The 13,512-nt window shown below is 50.3% G+C and carries 13 protein-coding genes; 9 read left to right on the top strand and 4 right to left on the bottom strand.

The window, feature by feature from the left end:
• Positions 1-118 precede the first annotated feature (118 nt).
• Together AArcSt2_RS02120 and AArcSt2_RS02115 are read left to right on the top strand one after the other, a co-directional pair.
• Positions 119-1,147: a M48 family metalloprotease gene (locus AArcSt2_RS02120; RefSeq protein WP_250582617.1), complete on the top strand. Its 1,029-nt coding sequence runs from the start codon at positions 119-121 to the stop codon at positions 1,145-1,147.
• A complete protein-coding gene (locus tag AArcSt2_RS02115; RefSeq protein WP_250582615.1) occupies positions 1,144-2,319 on the top strand; it encodes an outer membrane protein assembly factor BamB family protein in 1,176 nt (391 codons plus the stop codon). The genes AArcSt2_RS02120 and AArcSt2_RS02115 overlap by 4 nt, the downstream gene beginning before the upstream one ends.
• Positions 2,320-2,331: 12 nt before the next feature.
• On the opposite strand, the gene AArcSt2_RS02110 is transcribed toward AArcSt2_RS02115, so the two are convergent.
• Positions 2,332-4,188, bottom strand: a complete 1,857-nt coding sequence (locus AArcSt2_RS02110; protein ID WP_250582613.1) for a PINc/VapC family ATPase — start codon at positions 4,186-4,188, stop codon at positions 2,332-2,334.
• Between the two features lie 111 nt (positions 4,189-4,299).
• Between AArcSt2_RS02110 and AArcSt2_RS02105 the strand changes: the two genes are divergently transcribed.
• Entirely contained in the window at positions 4,300-5,382 is a 1,083-nt protein-coding gene (locus AArcSt2_RS02105; RefSeq protein WP_250582611.1) for a M20 family metallopeptidase, read from the top strand.
• A gap of 61 nt (positions 5,383-5,443) precedes the next feature.
• The gene (locus AArcSt2_RS02100) at positions 5,444-6,961 is read left to right on the top strand and encodes a carboxypeptidase M32 (RefSeq protein ID WP_250582609.1); all 1,518 of its coding nucleotides are present in this window, start codon (positions 5,444-5,446) and stop codon (positions 6,959-6,961) included.
• On the opposite strand, the gene AArcSt2_RS02095 is transcribed toward AArcSt2_RS02100, so the two are convergent.
• Entirely contained in the window at positions 6,958-8,028 is a 1,071-nt protein-coding gene (locus AArcSt2_RS02095) for a DNA-methyltransferase (RefSeq protein ID WP_425493636.1), read from the bottom strand. The two genes, AArcSt2_RS02100 and AArcSt2_RS02095, sit on opposite strands and share 4 nt — an antisense overlap.
• Positions 8,029-8,080: 52 nt before the next feature.
• The gene (locus AArcSt2_RS02090; RefSeq protein WP_250582605.1) at positions 8,081-8,800 is read right to left on the bottom strand and encodes a DUF7504 family protein; all 720 of its coding nucleotides are present in this window, start codon (positions 8,798-8,800) and stop codon (positions 8,081-8,083) included.
• Positions 8,801-8,922: 122 nt separating this feature from the next.
• Between AArcSt2_RS02090 and AArcSt2_RS02085 the strand changes: the two genes are divergently transcribed.
• Both AArcSt2_RS02085 and AArcSt2_RS02080 read left to right on the top strand, forming a co-directional pair.
• Positions 8,923-9,504 carry a response regulator gene (locus AArcSt2_RS02085; RefSeq protein ID WP_250582603.1) on the top strand — a complete coding sequence of 194 codons (582 nt, stop codon included), beginning with the start codon at positions 8,923-8,925 and terminating at the stop codon, positions 9,502-9,504.
• A 56-nt stretch (positions 9,505-9,560) separates the two neighbouring features.
• Entirely contained in the window at positions 9,561-11,714 is a 2,154-nt protein-coding gene (locus AArcSt2_RS02080) for a hypothetical protein (RefSeq protein WP_250582601.1), read from the top strand.
• Here the strand turns inward: AArcSt2_RS02080 and AArcSt2_RS16670 are convergent.
• On the bottom strand, positions 11,698-11,832 hold the full coding sequence (locus tag AArcSt2_RS16670) for a DUF7503 family protein (protein WP_302928043.1): 135 nt from the start codon (positions 11,830-11,832) through the stop codon (positions 11,698-11,700). The genes AArcSt2_RS02080 and AArcSt2_RS16670 overlap by 17 nt on opposite strands.
• Before the next feature lie 211 nt (positions 11,833-12,043).
• On the opposite strand from AArcSt2_RS16670, the gene AArcSt2_RS02075 reads away from it, so the two are divergent.
• From AArcSt2_RS02075 to AArcSt2_RS02065, 3 genes are read left to right on the top strand one after another with little or no spacing between them, the layout of a single operon-like run.
• Positions 12,044-12,538: a DUF2062 domain-containing protein gene (locus tag AArcSt2_RS02075; RefSeq protein ID WP_250582599.1), complete on the top strand. Its 495-nt coding sequence runs from the start codon at positions 12,044-12,046 to the stop codon at positions 12,536-12,538.
• 41 nt (positions 12,539-12,579) lie between these two features.
• Positions 12,580-13,089: a hypothetical protein gene (locus AArcSt2_RS02070; protein WP_250582597.1), complete on the top strand. Its 510-nt coding sequence runs from the start codon at positions 12,580-12,582 to the stop codon at positions 13,087-13,089.
• A gap of 51 nt (positions 13,090-13,140) precedes the next feature.
• Positions 13,141-13,497 carry a DUF3006 domain-containing protein gene (locus AArcSt2_RS02065; RefSeq protein WP_250582595.1) on the top strand — a complete coding sequence of 119 codons (357 nt, stop codon included), beginning with the start codon at positions 13,141-13,143 and terminating at the stop codon, positions 13,495-13,497.
• The last annotated feature ends 15 nt before the right edge of the window (positions 13,498-13,512 follow it).

Raw genomic sequence — 13,512 nt, 5'->3', positions numbered from 1 at the left:
CCTGATTCTGATGGCTCGCAAAAGGCCCCACAAGTATTTATATTACAACAAAAAATCAACATAATATGATTGCCTTCCACGCGGTCCATCTGGTTGATTCTCCCCGTCAGTGGTTCTGATGCACTGGGAACCGAACCGCCAGCTTCAGCTTCGCATCATCACTGCAGTTGTCTTGATTGCACTCCTTCCATTCGCGTTCGTCTACACATTTGTGTTTGCAATGAATACGATCGGCATCGTGCTACTGGAAGCGCTGACTGAGCGGCCATGGCCCGGTGAATTTTATATTGATCCAGTGTTCCTTTCGATTCTTGTTGTTGGTGGAATCGGTATCCAGCTCCGGTACGGCTCAAACCGAATGCTCTCTTCACTCAACGCCCGTGTTGTTGATGCGAATACATATCCGTCGCTTCATGCACGTGTAACACGACTTGCGTGGCAAGCTGGTATTCCGGCACCAACCGTCGCAGTCGCCAGAAATAGCACACCAAATGCGTTTGCAGTTGGATCTGTTCGAGGTCCCGGAACAGTCGTTGTTACGACTGGCCTGCTTGAGACACTGACTGATGAGCAGCTTGATAGCGTCTTAGCGCACGAAATCGCACATCTCGCAAACCGAGATGCAACAGTGATGACTGTTGCGTGGATCCTTCCAACGATTACCTACTACCTTGCGTTGGCCGCAGGCTATGTTCTGTATGGGCTTGCACGTATTTTTGGCAGTGGAGGAGTTCGCAGCCGCGGTAGTGGTGATGGCCGCGCAATTGTGGTTGCGATCGGCGCAATCATTATTTCCGCACTGGTGACGCTTGCGATCTCTGCACTGTTTTGGGCTGCAAGCGTACTCATGCACCGTGTCATTTCCCGCTACCGAGAGTATGCTGCCGATCGTGCTGCAGTATCACTCACTGGTGACCCGCTTGCACTTGCCTCCGCACTTGAGACGATTGATGGAACAATGAGTGAAATTCCAGATGCTGATCTTCGCGCACTTGATGGTGGCACAGAGGCGCTGTATTTTGCACCACTGGAAGCGCGAACGTTTGATTCCGCAGAGCTTGTCAGCACAGATATCTTCCCAGATACGCATCCGAAAACGCGGTCACGGATTCAAAACCTTCGATCGCTCGCAGGGGAGGTCACATGAACCTCACACGAAGAGACCTCCTCTCAAGCATTGGTGTCGGTGCGATCGCATCCCTTGCTGGATGTGGATATCAAGCTGCTGGTGGTGAGCGCGTGTGGGAGTCCCGTCAACAGATTGCGCACACAACTACCATTGTTGCTGGTGAAACGGCCTTATTTGGAGCTAGACAGTATAGTGGTCGCCAATTCGATTGGGACCGAGAACAGTGGTATGATGCCGAAGAGACAGTCCTCACAAAATATGATCCACACGGATACGACGGCTCTTTTGCACGCTTTGAGCCGCAGTATGCAATACCACCAGTTGTAACAGATTCATATGTGTTCATCGGGGGCTCCACTGGTGAAGTTGTTGCTGTCAACAGCACTGAGTCTGAGTTCGGCGATGTTACATGGCGATATCAAACTGATCAAGACATACATACGCTTGTCGCTACTGAATCGATCGTTGCGTGTTACACCGCAGACGAACAACTACTCGCACTTGACCCTACCAGTGGCAACGAACGCTGGCAAACACGTGTTAACAGCCGATCAGAGCTAAACTGTGTTGCAATCGGTGAACAGGTGCTTTTTGTAACTGTCGATGACAATACGGTTCACATTGCTTCGATTATGGATGGAGATGAACAGTGGACTGCACAGTATCTGCAGCCAGCAGCTGATTCACATCATGAGCTTATTGACGTGGCTGTACATGATGACACACTTATTATCTCATTGCACAACCCGGACACCGAGACAGATACTATTCTTGCAATAAACAGTACAGACGGCTCTGTACGGTGGTCAATAGAGCCGATGCCACAAGCGATCGGCGCTGCGCCAATCGTAACTAGCGAGCACGTTTACGTCCCCGTTCGACGCGGGCTCATTACGTATGGATTCACTCATGGAGAACATCGTTGGGATCTCGACGCAACCTACCGGCGTCAATCATCTGTTGTTGCCGATCGGAGGGGAGTCTATTTGTTTGCCCAAATTGATGGCCGACCGAACCCCCGGTTGCTGGCTCTTTCACCAGGTGGTGAACACCGCTGGGATACGTACCTTGGTGATGATTTTTCGCGTATTGGTGCACTATATCTCTGTGGTGAGACACTTATCACACGGGCTAGTAGTCGGTTTTATGGCTTTAGAACAACACCCGGACGGCGTCTTTCGCTGTGGTAGTACCTATTGTATCTATGTCGCCACGACAGTGATCTGTCGCTTCCGATCGATCGCATCTTCCAACTCTTCTGCGATTGCAGAGCCACGCGATACTTGAATGTCGCCGCCACGGCCAACGGTCGCTGTAAAGAGATACTCCCCATCTGCACGAACTTCAACGGTCTCGCCGACGTGTTCATCCATCCGAATTACAACATGGCGTGAGGTGATCTCCGGTTGGACAACGTCTCCCTGTGGCTCCATTGACTGTGTTTTCGGTCCAGAACCTGCAACCCCACCAGCGCTTTTCGGCTTCTCGCTGTGGGTTCGAACATCGATGCTAATTCCGAGTCGATCCTCAATATCAGAGATGCGGCCCCCGCCTTTCCCGATTACATATGAGATGTCATTTTCGTCAACATAGACGACTGCCGTGTTTTGGCCTTTGAGTTCGACTTCTACGTGCCCGCGTGCAGCCGATCGAATCTCACGTTCGATCTCTTTCTTTGCAATCCGATCGACACCGGTATCATCCGTCTCGTCTTCGTTGAGTGGGACGGTGACAACCTGTCGGTTAAACGTGTAAATTTCGTACTCTGGGCGGCCGGTCTCAAAGTCAGTAACCTGAATCACTGGCCGTGCAAGGTCCTCCGCTGTGAGCCCTGCAGGAACCTTCACCTCAGTCTTGACGTTGTAGACGGTGTGAACTTGTCCCTCTTCGATGTACACAACGGTATCGACGACCTGTGGAATCATCCCCAGTTCGACGCGACCAATGAGCCGCTGGAGTGCGTCGATCGCCCGCGTTGCGTGGACAACCCCAACCATTCCGACACCAGCAAGGCGCATATCCGCAAACACACCGAAGTCCTTGGTTTTTCTGACCTCATCGTAGATCGTGTAGTCCGGGCGAACAAGCAAGAGCGAGTCCGCTGTCTTCTCCATATCGCCGGCCAATGCAGTGTATTGGGTGATTTCCGGACCAACTTGGAGGTCACGCGGCTTCTCCATCGTTTTGACCGCATAGTCGTTTTCGTTGAGGAACTCTGCAACTGCCTGTGCGAATGTCGATTTCCCTGCACCCGGAGACCCGGCGATGAGAACACCACGTTGGCGTTCGAGGAACCGATCGCGGAGCTCATCTGCGAACTCATAATCGTCCAAGGTTGTTTTTGCGATCGGTCGAACCGCGGTGATCTCAATCCCATCCGAAAACGGCGGTCGTGCGATCGCGATTCGGTAGTTTTTGTACTGGACGATGTTCATTCCGGGCTCGGAGAGTTCAATGAACCCCTCTCTGCTTTTTCGGGCAAGCGTTTCGATCGCATCTGCCCACTCTTCCATCTGTTCGTCCGTTGAGGCCGTGTCTCCGATCGTCTCATAGCTCATCCCGCTGAGTGCACCACGCTTTGCCTTTGGCTTGGTCCCTGCTTTCAGGTGCACAGACATCGTTTCCTCGGTGAAGTATTCCGAAATCGGTAGCTCCTCATCGCCGCGGATTCGTGGCTCAACGTATTCGACACTGAGGCCTTTCGCTTTCCCAACCTCCGATTGAACAACATCGCTTGTAAGCAAGGTTGCATTGTGGTCTTCTGCGAGGTCGCGGATCAGTGCGTCAATATCGCCTTCACCTGCACCCTGCTGTTCATCTGCTCGTGGGCGCCGGCCGATGTATTTAATTTCGATCGTGCCGGCGTCAACAGCGTCGGTGAGCTTTTGCAGCTCGGATAACCCATCCCACCCGCTGTCATACCCCGCGTTTGCTTGTGCTTCGAGTTCACCGATGACTGCTTCGGGGACCAAAATTGTCGCCCCATCGTAGCGCCCGTCATCGATTCGCTCAGACACGCGGCCATCAATAACCGCGCTCGTGTCCGGGACTATATTCATACGCCTTTTTTATCCGGCAAACGCATAAGGGTGTTCAACCAGTCTGTTCACCACCAGACACGTTGGTTCGTTGCCACTGAAGCTTTTATATACTGGCTGGGATGCTCAGACGTGAGCGAACTAACCGAGCTAACTGTCGATCTTGTATCGATTCCAAGCCACGAGGATGCGTCTGCTGCAGGGGATTACATCGAGTCATGGCTTCAGGCAGAGACTGATGCCGCGGTTACTCGTGATACAGCCGGAAACGTCATTGCACGTCGATCGCCTGACAATCCGACACAGTCTCTTGCCTTGATTGGTCACCATGATGTCGTCCCACCCGCTCCTGAACAGTTTGACGACGACGGATACGTTGTCGAAACCCGAGATGGCCGGATTTACGGCCGCGGGACCGCCGATATGAAGGGCGCGGTCGCAGCTGCAATGCTTGCCTTCCGGGATGCAGCGCTCTCGGACGCAACTGAACTTGTATTCGCAAGCTTTGTTGGTGAAGAGATCGGTGGAACTGGTGCGCGTGCGGCGATCGACGATGGGTTCTGTCCGGAGTATGCGATCGTTGCGGAGGGCTCGACAAACTACTCCGGACCTGGGGTCACTGATGTTGTTGTTGCACACCGTGGGCGACGGGCTTCGACGCTTGTTGCACGTGGTGCCGCAGCGCATGCAAGCGAGCCTGAAGCCGGCACCAATGCGATCTATCGTGCCTGTGATGCAGTCGACACTGTTCGTGGGCTATCGGTCCCAACTGCAACGGTTCTCGGCCATGAAATTGATGGGAGTGTTGTTGTTACCGAAATTGAAGGTGGCTCCGCGTGGAACGTCATTCCGGATACCTGCACCGTCACGATCGACGAGCGAACGGTTCCCGGTGGCTATGCTGAGTTGGCACAGACTGAGTCGATCGATGGCGTTGAGTGGGACGTTGAACAGGATCTACCGCCGATGGCCTGTGATGATGAAGCGTTTGCGGAGCTCGTTCTCTCCGCAGCACAGGATGCCCAAGAGGGTTCACCACAACTTGTCACGAAACCGCATGCAACGGATGCTGGCTGGCTTGCACAGAACGGAACGACGTGTCTGGTTTGCGGTGCATCTGAGCCTGGGCAAGCACATACAAAAAATGAGAGCGCGTCGATCGAGGTAGTCGAACGCTGCTACCGAATTTATAAAACAAGCGCTGAGCGCTTCTAACGCTCTTCGTCCTTCTCCGGATACCTTGGATTCTTACGCTTTCCGCGCACAAGAACCAACAATGGCAACAAACGCCTCCACAGACGCACAGATCGACGCGTATGATCAGCTCTGTGCTGAGATTCAACAGATTAGTGCGGTCCAGAGTGCCTCAGGTGTTCTTTCATGGGATCAGCAGGTTATGATGCCGTCGGGTGGGACGCCTGCACGATCGAAACAGCTCTCCACACTTTCGTCGCTTTCGCATGAACTGCTTGTCGATGGTGATGTCGGGTCGCTCCTTGACGAGTTGGAAGCAACGGAACTGTCGGATGAACAGGCGGCAGTCGTCCGCGAGGTTCGGCGACAGTACGATCGTGCAAACCGTGTTCCAACCGAACTGGTTTCAAAAATTTCGGAAACGACAAGCGAGGCGCTCAATGCATGGGAGTCTGCAAAAGCGAACGATGATTTCGAGCAGTTTGCGCCACACTTGGAGACGCTTGTTGAACTGAAGCGCGAGTACGCTGCATACATCGACCCCGATGCAGACCCATATGCAGTGCTCTTTGCGGACTACGAACCATGGCTACCGCTTTCGCAAGCCGAATCTATCCTCGAAGAGCTCCGAGAGACGCTTGTTCCGCTCATCGAGGAGATCAGAAACTCTGACGCAGACGTAACAACAAATGCATTCTCCGGAACGTATCCTGAGTCTGTTCAGGAAGATCTCTCGCGTGATGTTTTGAGTATCCTTAACTACGACTGGGATCGCGGTCGTCTGGATGTCTCATCACACCCATTCACCTCTGGCAACCAGTTTGACTGCCGTGTCACAACTCGATTCGATGAAGCGGATCCGTTAGGTGCACTTACCGCAACAATTCACGAATTCGGGCACGCGTGGTACAACCTTGGACTCCCACAGGATCACTTCGGGACGCCGCTTGGCGAATCACGTAATCTCTCCGTGCATGAATCACAGTCGCGGCTCTGGGAGAACCATGTTGGCCGATCGCAACCGTTCTGGGAGCACATCCTCCCAACAGTCAAAGAACACTTCGATGGCACTGACGATCTTACCGCGGCAGCGGCCTACGAATCCGCAAACCAGGTGTATGAGGATAATTTCATCCGCGTTGAGTCGGACGAGCTTACATACCACATGCACATCATCATCAGGTTTGAGATCGAGCAGGAGCTCATTTCTGGCGATCTTGATGTTGACGATGTCCCAGAGCGATGGAACGATCTCTACGAAGAGTACCTTGGCATCCGACCGGAGACTGATACCGTTGGCTGTCTCCAAGATATCCACTGGAGCCATGGAAGCTTTGGCTACTTCCCAACCTACTCGCTCGGGAGTGTCATGGCTGCACAGCTGTTTGCTGCGGCTGAAGACGAACTTGGGAATCTTGATGAGCAGTTCCGCGCCGGCGAATTTGACGCGCTTACACTGTGGCTTCGTGAAAACATCCACCAGCACGGTCAGCTGTACAAAACGAACGAGCTTGTTGTCGAAGCAACTGGCGAAGACTTCACCGCGGAATACTTCCTTGACTACGTCACTGAAAAATACGGTACCTTGTACGAGCTCTAAACACTGCTTTGATCTTGCGTTTTAATTGATCGAACAGGCTTATGATCAACTGTATATCCATCCGCTGTTTCAGCTACATCCGAGATGGTGTATAGTTGCATTCCACGTTCTTGCTTTGTCACAACCTGCGTCTCATAATTTTCTGCCTCGTATGCAGGGGTCTCGCTCTCTGCTCGCTGTTGTGCGACAAACTCTTTATGAGCGACGAGGCGATCGCGTGCCACGGTTTCCGACAATTCCACAACAGACTCGATGCGGTCTGAGAAGCGATCGACATAGGATTCACGCAGCTCCGAACCGATCGAATTTCGTCCCGATACCATCGCTGCAAGCGTTGTTGTCCCTGTTCCCCAGAACGGATCTACTACGGTATCACCGTATATGGAATACATGTGGATGAGTCGATACGGAATCTCAAACGGGTACGCACCTGTCCGTTCCCGTGCATCAGCGTCGTCTCCTACCTGTGTCGCCCCTCGAATATCCGTCCAAACATCTGAAAACCAACGATTACGTTCTTCCCAAAAATACGCTGCCTGATACCGATCGGATGCATTTGGCTCGAACGATCTGGTGACACGACCGTTTCGGAAAATGAGTATATATTCGTGTTCGTGAGACACGTATGCGTTTGGTGGGACCATTCCTGAGCCCATGAATTTTGTTCCCCTGTTTGTCGGCTTTCGCCAAAGGATATCAGGGAGGACAGTGAAATCACGCGATTTAAAGGCTTGGATAATTCGTGCGTGATTTGCAAATAGTTGGAAGGAGTTGTCGATCGATCGTGTTGCATCACCAATATTGATACACGCAATACCGCCATCAACCAAGATCCGAGATACCTCGTCCCACACACGATCGAGTTCGGCGTGCATCTGCTCACATGCTACTTGGCCGTTGCCTGCTGATAACGCATCACCGACGCTTGGTGACAGCTCTGTAAATAAGTCGTCCCATAATTCAACCATGGGGTACGGAGGTGAGGTGATGACAAGCTCAACAGAACTGGTTGGCACTGCCGATAACGAACGAGAATCACCCACAAATACGCGGTGATCTGTCTGCACGTCACACATATATCTGGTCAGTTAGTTAACTCTTGCCGATAGCATGCAGTTGCTACTCGGAGACTTCGAGCCAGTCTGTTGAGAGACCACTCTCTCTGAGGTCCCACTGCTGGTAGACAGACCCATTTTCTTGTTTAAGCTCGATAACTGCGTCAAACAGTGGCTCGATCAGTTTTACATATCGAGCATCTCGATCAGTCTGAATGTGGACATGTCCCATCCCGTGTACACTTCTGATTCGATCGGTAACAAGCCTGAGGAATCGGAACACAATCTCTTGATCATACGACTCGAAGAGCGGGATGACAGAGTCAATACACACGCGAAGGGCTGCGGGTGCAAGTCTCCCGTGTGCGGCTTCTATCTGAGCAATCTGTTCTGAGAGTTCAATACCAACTGCGCCAATATCTTCAGCATAGGCCTCTCGTTTTGATGGGCGTGTAAGGGATTGTTCTTGTGCTGATGTGACTGCACTGCCACGTGCTAGCTGTGTATATTTGATCACCCCCAGACTACTGTCAACTCGTTCAGATGCGGTATATTTGAGACGGTTTTCAACTATTGTTGTCGGGTCTATGGTAACAAACAGACGGTGTCGTGGCCCCGCGTCATCTGATCCAAGCAGTGACGTACATGCCTTTGGATGTGCAGTATGACGACTTTTACCAACAATAAGTAGATTAGAGCCTGTTCGCTTCAGGTTGTCTAACTCGGTGATGAGACCTACCGCTCGGGACTCTGCAGATTGACGGTCCGAGCCGTCTGGTCGCATCGTTTCATTTGTGAATCACGTGATATGTTGATAAAGGTTGTGCTGACGGTCACCGGTAGTCGGACGAGAGTAAGATACATAACCTCTTGTGATAACATATTCAGCAGACAGGCCGCAGTTATATGTTAGCCGATAGCACCCCACCAAGTGGGACAATACTTGTTGCAGAAGATGAGCCAGGGCTCAGAGAGCTGTATCGAATCTGGCTCGGCAACAAATGGAATGTACGGCTTGCAAGCGATGGTGAAGAAGCCATCAAAAAGTTTGATTCGGACATTTCCGCGGTTCTACTAGATAAACGGATGCCTCATGTGGACGGCACAGACGTCGCAACAGAGATCAGAGCACAGTCTCCGTGCCCGATCGCAATGATTAGTGCCGATGTTCCCACAACAGATATTCTTTCAGGCCCTCTCGATGCATACTTATGTAAGCCAGTAACCAGCGAGACTGTGTCGATCGCTGTCGATCGGTTGTTGGCACTTCGTACATTCAATTCCTGCGTCCGAGAGTATTTTGCCCTCTCAATGAAATTACAGGCAATTGAACAAGAATGTGGTCCACGCCCCCATGAGAATGATCCAACATATCAGGAGGCAAAAGATCGTGTTGCATCACTTTCGGCTCACGTTAGCGAGTTGATCGATGATGCTGACGATCCGTCTCCAGAAATCTCGGCACTATTACATGAGTTTACACGATAACTGAGCGGTTCGCCGGTATCTTTTTGCTCTTGGTACGTAATTTCATGGATAGCTGAATGTCACAGAATGATCCTGGCGTCGTCGCTGAGCAACTAGACGGGAGTGATAGCGTCAGGTTCGATACTATTGGTAACGAAACAATACAAGTCTCTGATCGCATCGAGCGAAGACAGTATCATTTTACTGCGGTTCCTACGGTATCACTTACGACTGCAGATATTACTAGATTCCAATTCCCCGTTGACAATGCTGTTGCTACGCAGATTCGCTCAATTAACCTTTCAACAGTCGTGAGTATTTGTGTCCGTGATGACACCGGCCAAATGGTTGCTCAAACCGGCCATTTCGCTTCTGAGGAGTTGCCCGCGGATACGTACAGTATAGAACTTTGCACTCCAATCAAACTATACCTTCGTGTCACTGCTCCTGTGACCATTTCTTCAACGTGTGCAGAAACCACGGTTTCGTTTGGATCAGCAACACCTGTTGTAATCGGTGCGCGATCGAAGCATGAACGGCCTGCAGCAACGATCACTACAACAAGCGACCCACATGATTTGATGGCTGTAATGTCTACCTTTGGGTCTGCGCTTAAAACAACGTCCCCTGAGCGATCATACCCAACGCTCAGAGGACACCCGCCAACGATCAAACGTGGAGATGAGCTTCTTATTCCAAGCGGTCTTCAACCACCCAATACCGGAATTACAATCGAAATACCTCCTGATTTCAAGTATCTGTACCCTATCGCACCGCTTGTATACTACCTTGGTGCAACCGTTAGACCCGCAGATACACCACGCATAGTTACAGAAACGGGATTTGAGTACGAATTAGGGGACGGCCTTGCATTTGAACAGACTATTGAAGAACTCCTCAAACAGACCTTTTTACTTGACTGTGTCACCCGAACTGAAGGATTGTATCCCGTTACGTTGCATGAGCGATCAGCGATTGAATCCGTTGTCAATCTTGATTTCCAAACGCTCTACGATGAGTCAATTGCGTCCCGTTTAGAACAGTATCTCTCCATACCATATACTGTGGTAGAACCATACGTTCCTGCATGGAAACTTACTACACATATTGATCCTGTTCCGGATAGTATGGAGATGCTCCCATTCTTGGTGAATGATCTTGCAATTCTTCGGACACCAACTACGACAACACCCGTGTCAAGCAAGCCAACTGATTCCGAAATCGTCGCAGACTTTCTTCGAGATAAACCACTAGACGCAGGAGAGTTCACGCGGCACAGTGGGAGCTCTTCTGCAAGTCACCTTTCAAACTCATTTGTTCAACCAGAGACAACAGATTCACTTGAACAGGCCTGGATCGGGGAGGAAACACCGATCGGTGCGAGTAAACCAACGCTTGCAGCGTACCAAAACCGACTTGATCGGGCAGTGATGGACGGCGATATCTCAATCACCGTCGTCTGCAATGATCCACAGATGGTACAGGAACATGCCATTGTTGATGCTGTATACGGATCACGTGCAGATCTCCCATTCGAAATTTCTTTGTATCAAAACCTCACTTGCGATGGACTCCGTGATGTGTTGGTTGAAGATTCAGATTTTCTACATTATATTGGACATATTGAAACAGATGGGTTCAGATGCACTGATGGTCTATTTGATGTACGATCACTCTCTACGACCGGTATTGATTCATTCTTTCTTAATGCCTGCCAGTCATACGACCAAGGAATGGCCTTACTTGATGCGGGCGCCATTGCAGGTATCGCAACACTCACTGACGTCATAAATAGTGGCGCAGTACAAATTGGTTCCACAATTGCAAAACTACTCAATAGTGGTTTTCCATTTCGTCCAGCGCTTGATATCGCAAGAATAGATAGTGTGAGTGGGACTGACTATATTGTTATTGGAGATGGCGGTTTAACCATTGCACAGCCTGTTAGTGGTATACCTATCATTTTTAATATAATTGAAACAGAGTCTTGTTTAGATGTAAGCTTTGAATCTTATACAACCCACACTGAGGGAATGGGGACACTCATGTCTCCAGGTATTAAAAATAATAAAAAACACTATTTAAGCTCAACTACCGGTTGTAAATATCAGCTTGACACACCAACAATTGATTCTCTGTTATCCACAAACGAGATCCCTATTTTGTTCAATCATCAACTATATTGGAGCAACGATATTAATTCTATTCAGGATCTTACGGTCCAGAAATAATGGTGATCGGTCCCGCTGCTGCATTCCCTGCTTGTGTCAGTAGCAACAGCATCATAAACACTGCGCCGATCATTCGTGGGTGGTCCGCCAAGTACGATTTCATCGTTGATTCAGACATTACAATTTACTAATAACGCGGATTTGATATGAAATTATTCGAATGTTTATGATACTTAAAATAATTAATTAAATCGTAATTGAAAGAATTAACATGTCAATGGCAAGCAAACCATGTAAAAGCCGATACGCGGTCTCCAAATCGGTTTTTGCCCATCACGAGTGACCAGCAACTATTAGTTGGCACAATCGTAGCAACCAGTAGGTCTTGTATGATACGTCAGCGGCTTGGTGCCTATCGTGAACGTGTTCGATCGGCCCTCATTGCTGCGTTTCAGGAGTCACACACGCCGCATCAGATCGGTCTCAGCTTTGCGATCGGTATTTTCATCACGGCGCTGCCAACACTCGGAACCGGACTTGGGGTATTTGTGCTTCTCGCGTACGCGTTTTCGTGGATCAATAAAGTCGCCCTGTTTAGCTCTGTTGTTGTACTCAATCCGATCGTAAAACCACTCGTCTACCTTGCGAGCTATCGAATTGGCTCCGTTCTTTTTTCACCGGAGCCGGTCATTTTGTTCGACATCACACTCATCGATGCCGCAATCAATATCATGCGCCGATTGTTGATTGGAAATTTGATCATTGCGTTCGCGCTTGCAGTTGGCGGTTACTTTGTTGTCCGCCGGTTAACAATTGAGTATCGGGACCGAGACATTGAAATTATCGAGGTCGTTCTTGAGGAACCGCGTACCGAAGAGCGATAATTTACGTTTAGGTTGATATTTCTCCGGCTTCTACGGTCGGTATGCTCCGACGCTTTCGTGAGTTTGGTCCGGTATTGTTGGTCCCACTTGCATGGTTGTTCGCACTCTTTGGACTTCTTGGGACGCTAAGCACGCACGCTGTGTTTGTTGGTCATGTTGTGATGGCAATCTTGTTGGGGCTGTTTTCAGTCACTGGACGAACAGAAATGAAAACTGGTACACTCCGTGTGTGGTGGCTCATCATCACTGTTGGATTTGTTATTACGACCACCGGTGCGATCGGTCTCTACACTGAATCACAACTGCTACAGATTCTATCGCTGTACGGATGGATGCTCTTACCAACTGTTGGCTACCTATTCACCGGCACTGCTGTCAGTGAGGGAAAGTGGATCTACTTCGGTGGAGCGGCACTATCAGTTGTTGGCCTCTGTCTGTACTCACTCAATGTCGTGTTTACTACTGTTGGTAGTACCGCCACCATTGGTGGTGTCGGAGCAGTTCTCATTGGACAGACCGCTGGTATCGTCGATGCAGTATATCGGTACTGATTGTCGTCTCTTCCCTCAGCTTTATGTTCGATTGTGGGCCCACAGAACCCGATGACTCCACTCTCTGCTACGTGCTTTTCGCGACGGTCGTTGATTCGCCACTGTCTGGCGCTCTGTTCGATCGCGCTGTGCTCCATTCAACAGGATGCGATCAAAACGGTTTCCCCACATTCCTCGGTCGATCCAAAGCACGTCGGTATGTGCTATCGAGCAACAGTTGACAGAATTGTTGATGAGACACACGTTGTTCTGTTAGTGGAACTGGAGCAGGAGACCATTGCACAGTATGCTGTGCCACGCAGTGAACTTCCAACAGTTCAGGAAGGCGATCGGGTGTTTGTTGTTGGCAAATCCGACTCACTCGTACTGATTAGAATCAATCCACAAATACGTACCATATTTGACTAAACCACTCTGTGATAG

It is taken from the genome of Natronocalculus amylovorans (assembly GCF_023638035.1).
In the GTDB taxonomy this organism is placed as follows: Archaea; Halobacteriota; Halobacteria; order Halobacteriales; family Haloferacaceae; genus Natronocalculus; species Natronocalculus amylovorans.
Note: the sequence above shows the minus strand (reverse complement) of the source record. Positions and strands in the feature narration are given on the sequence as shown.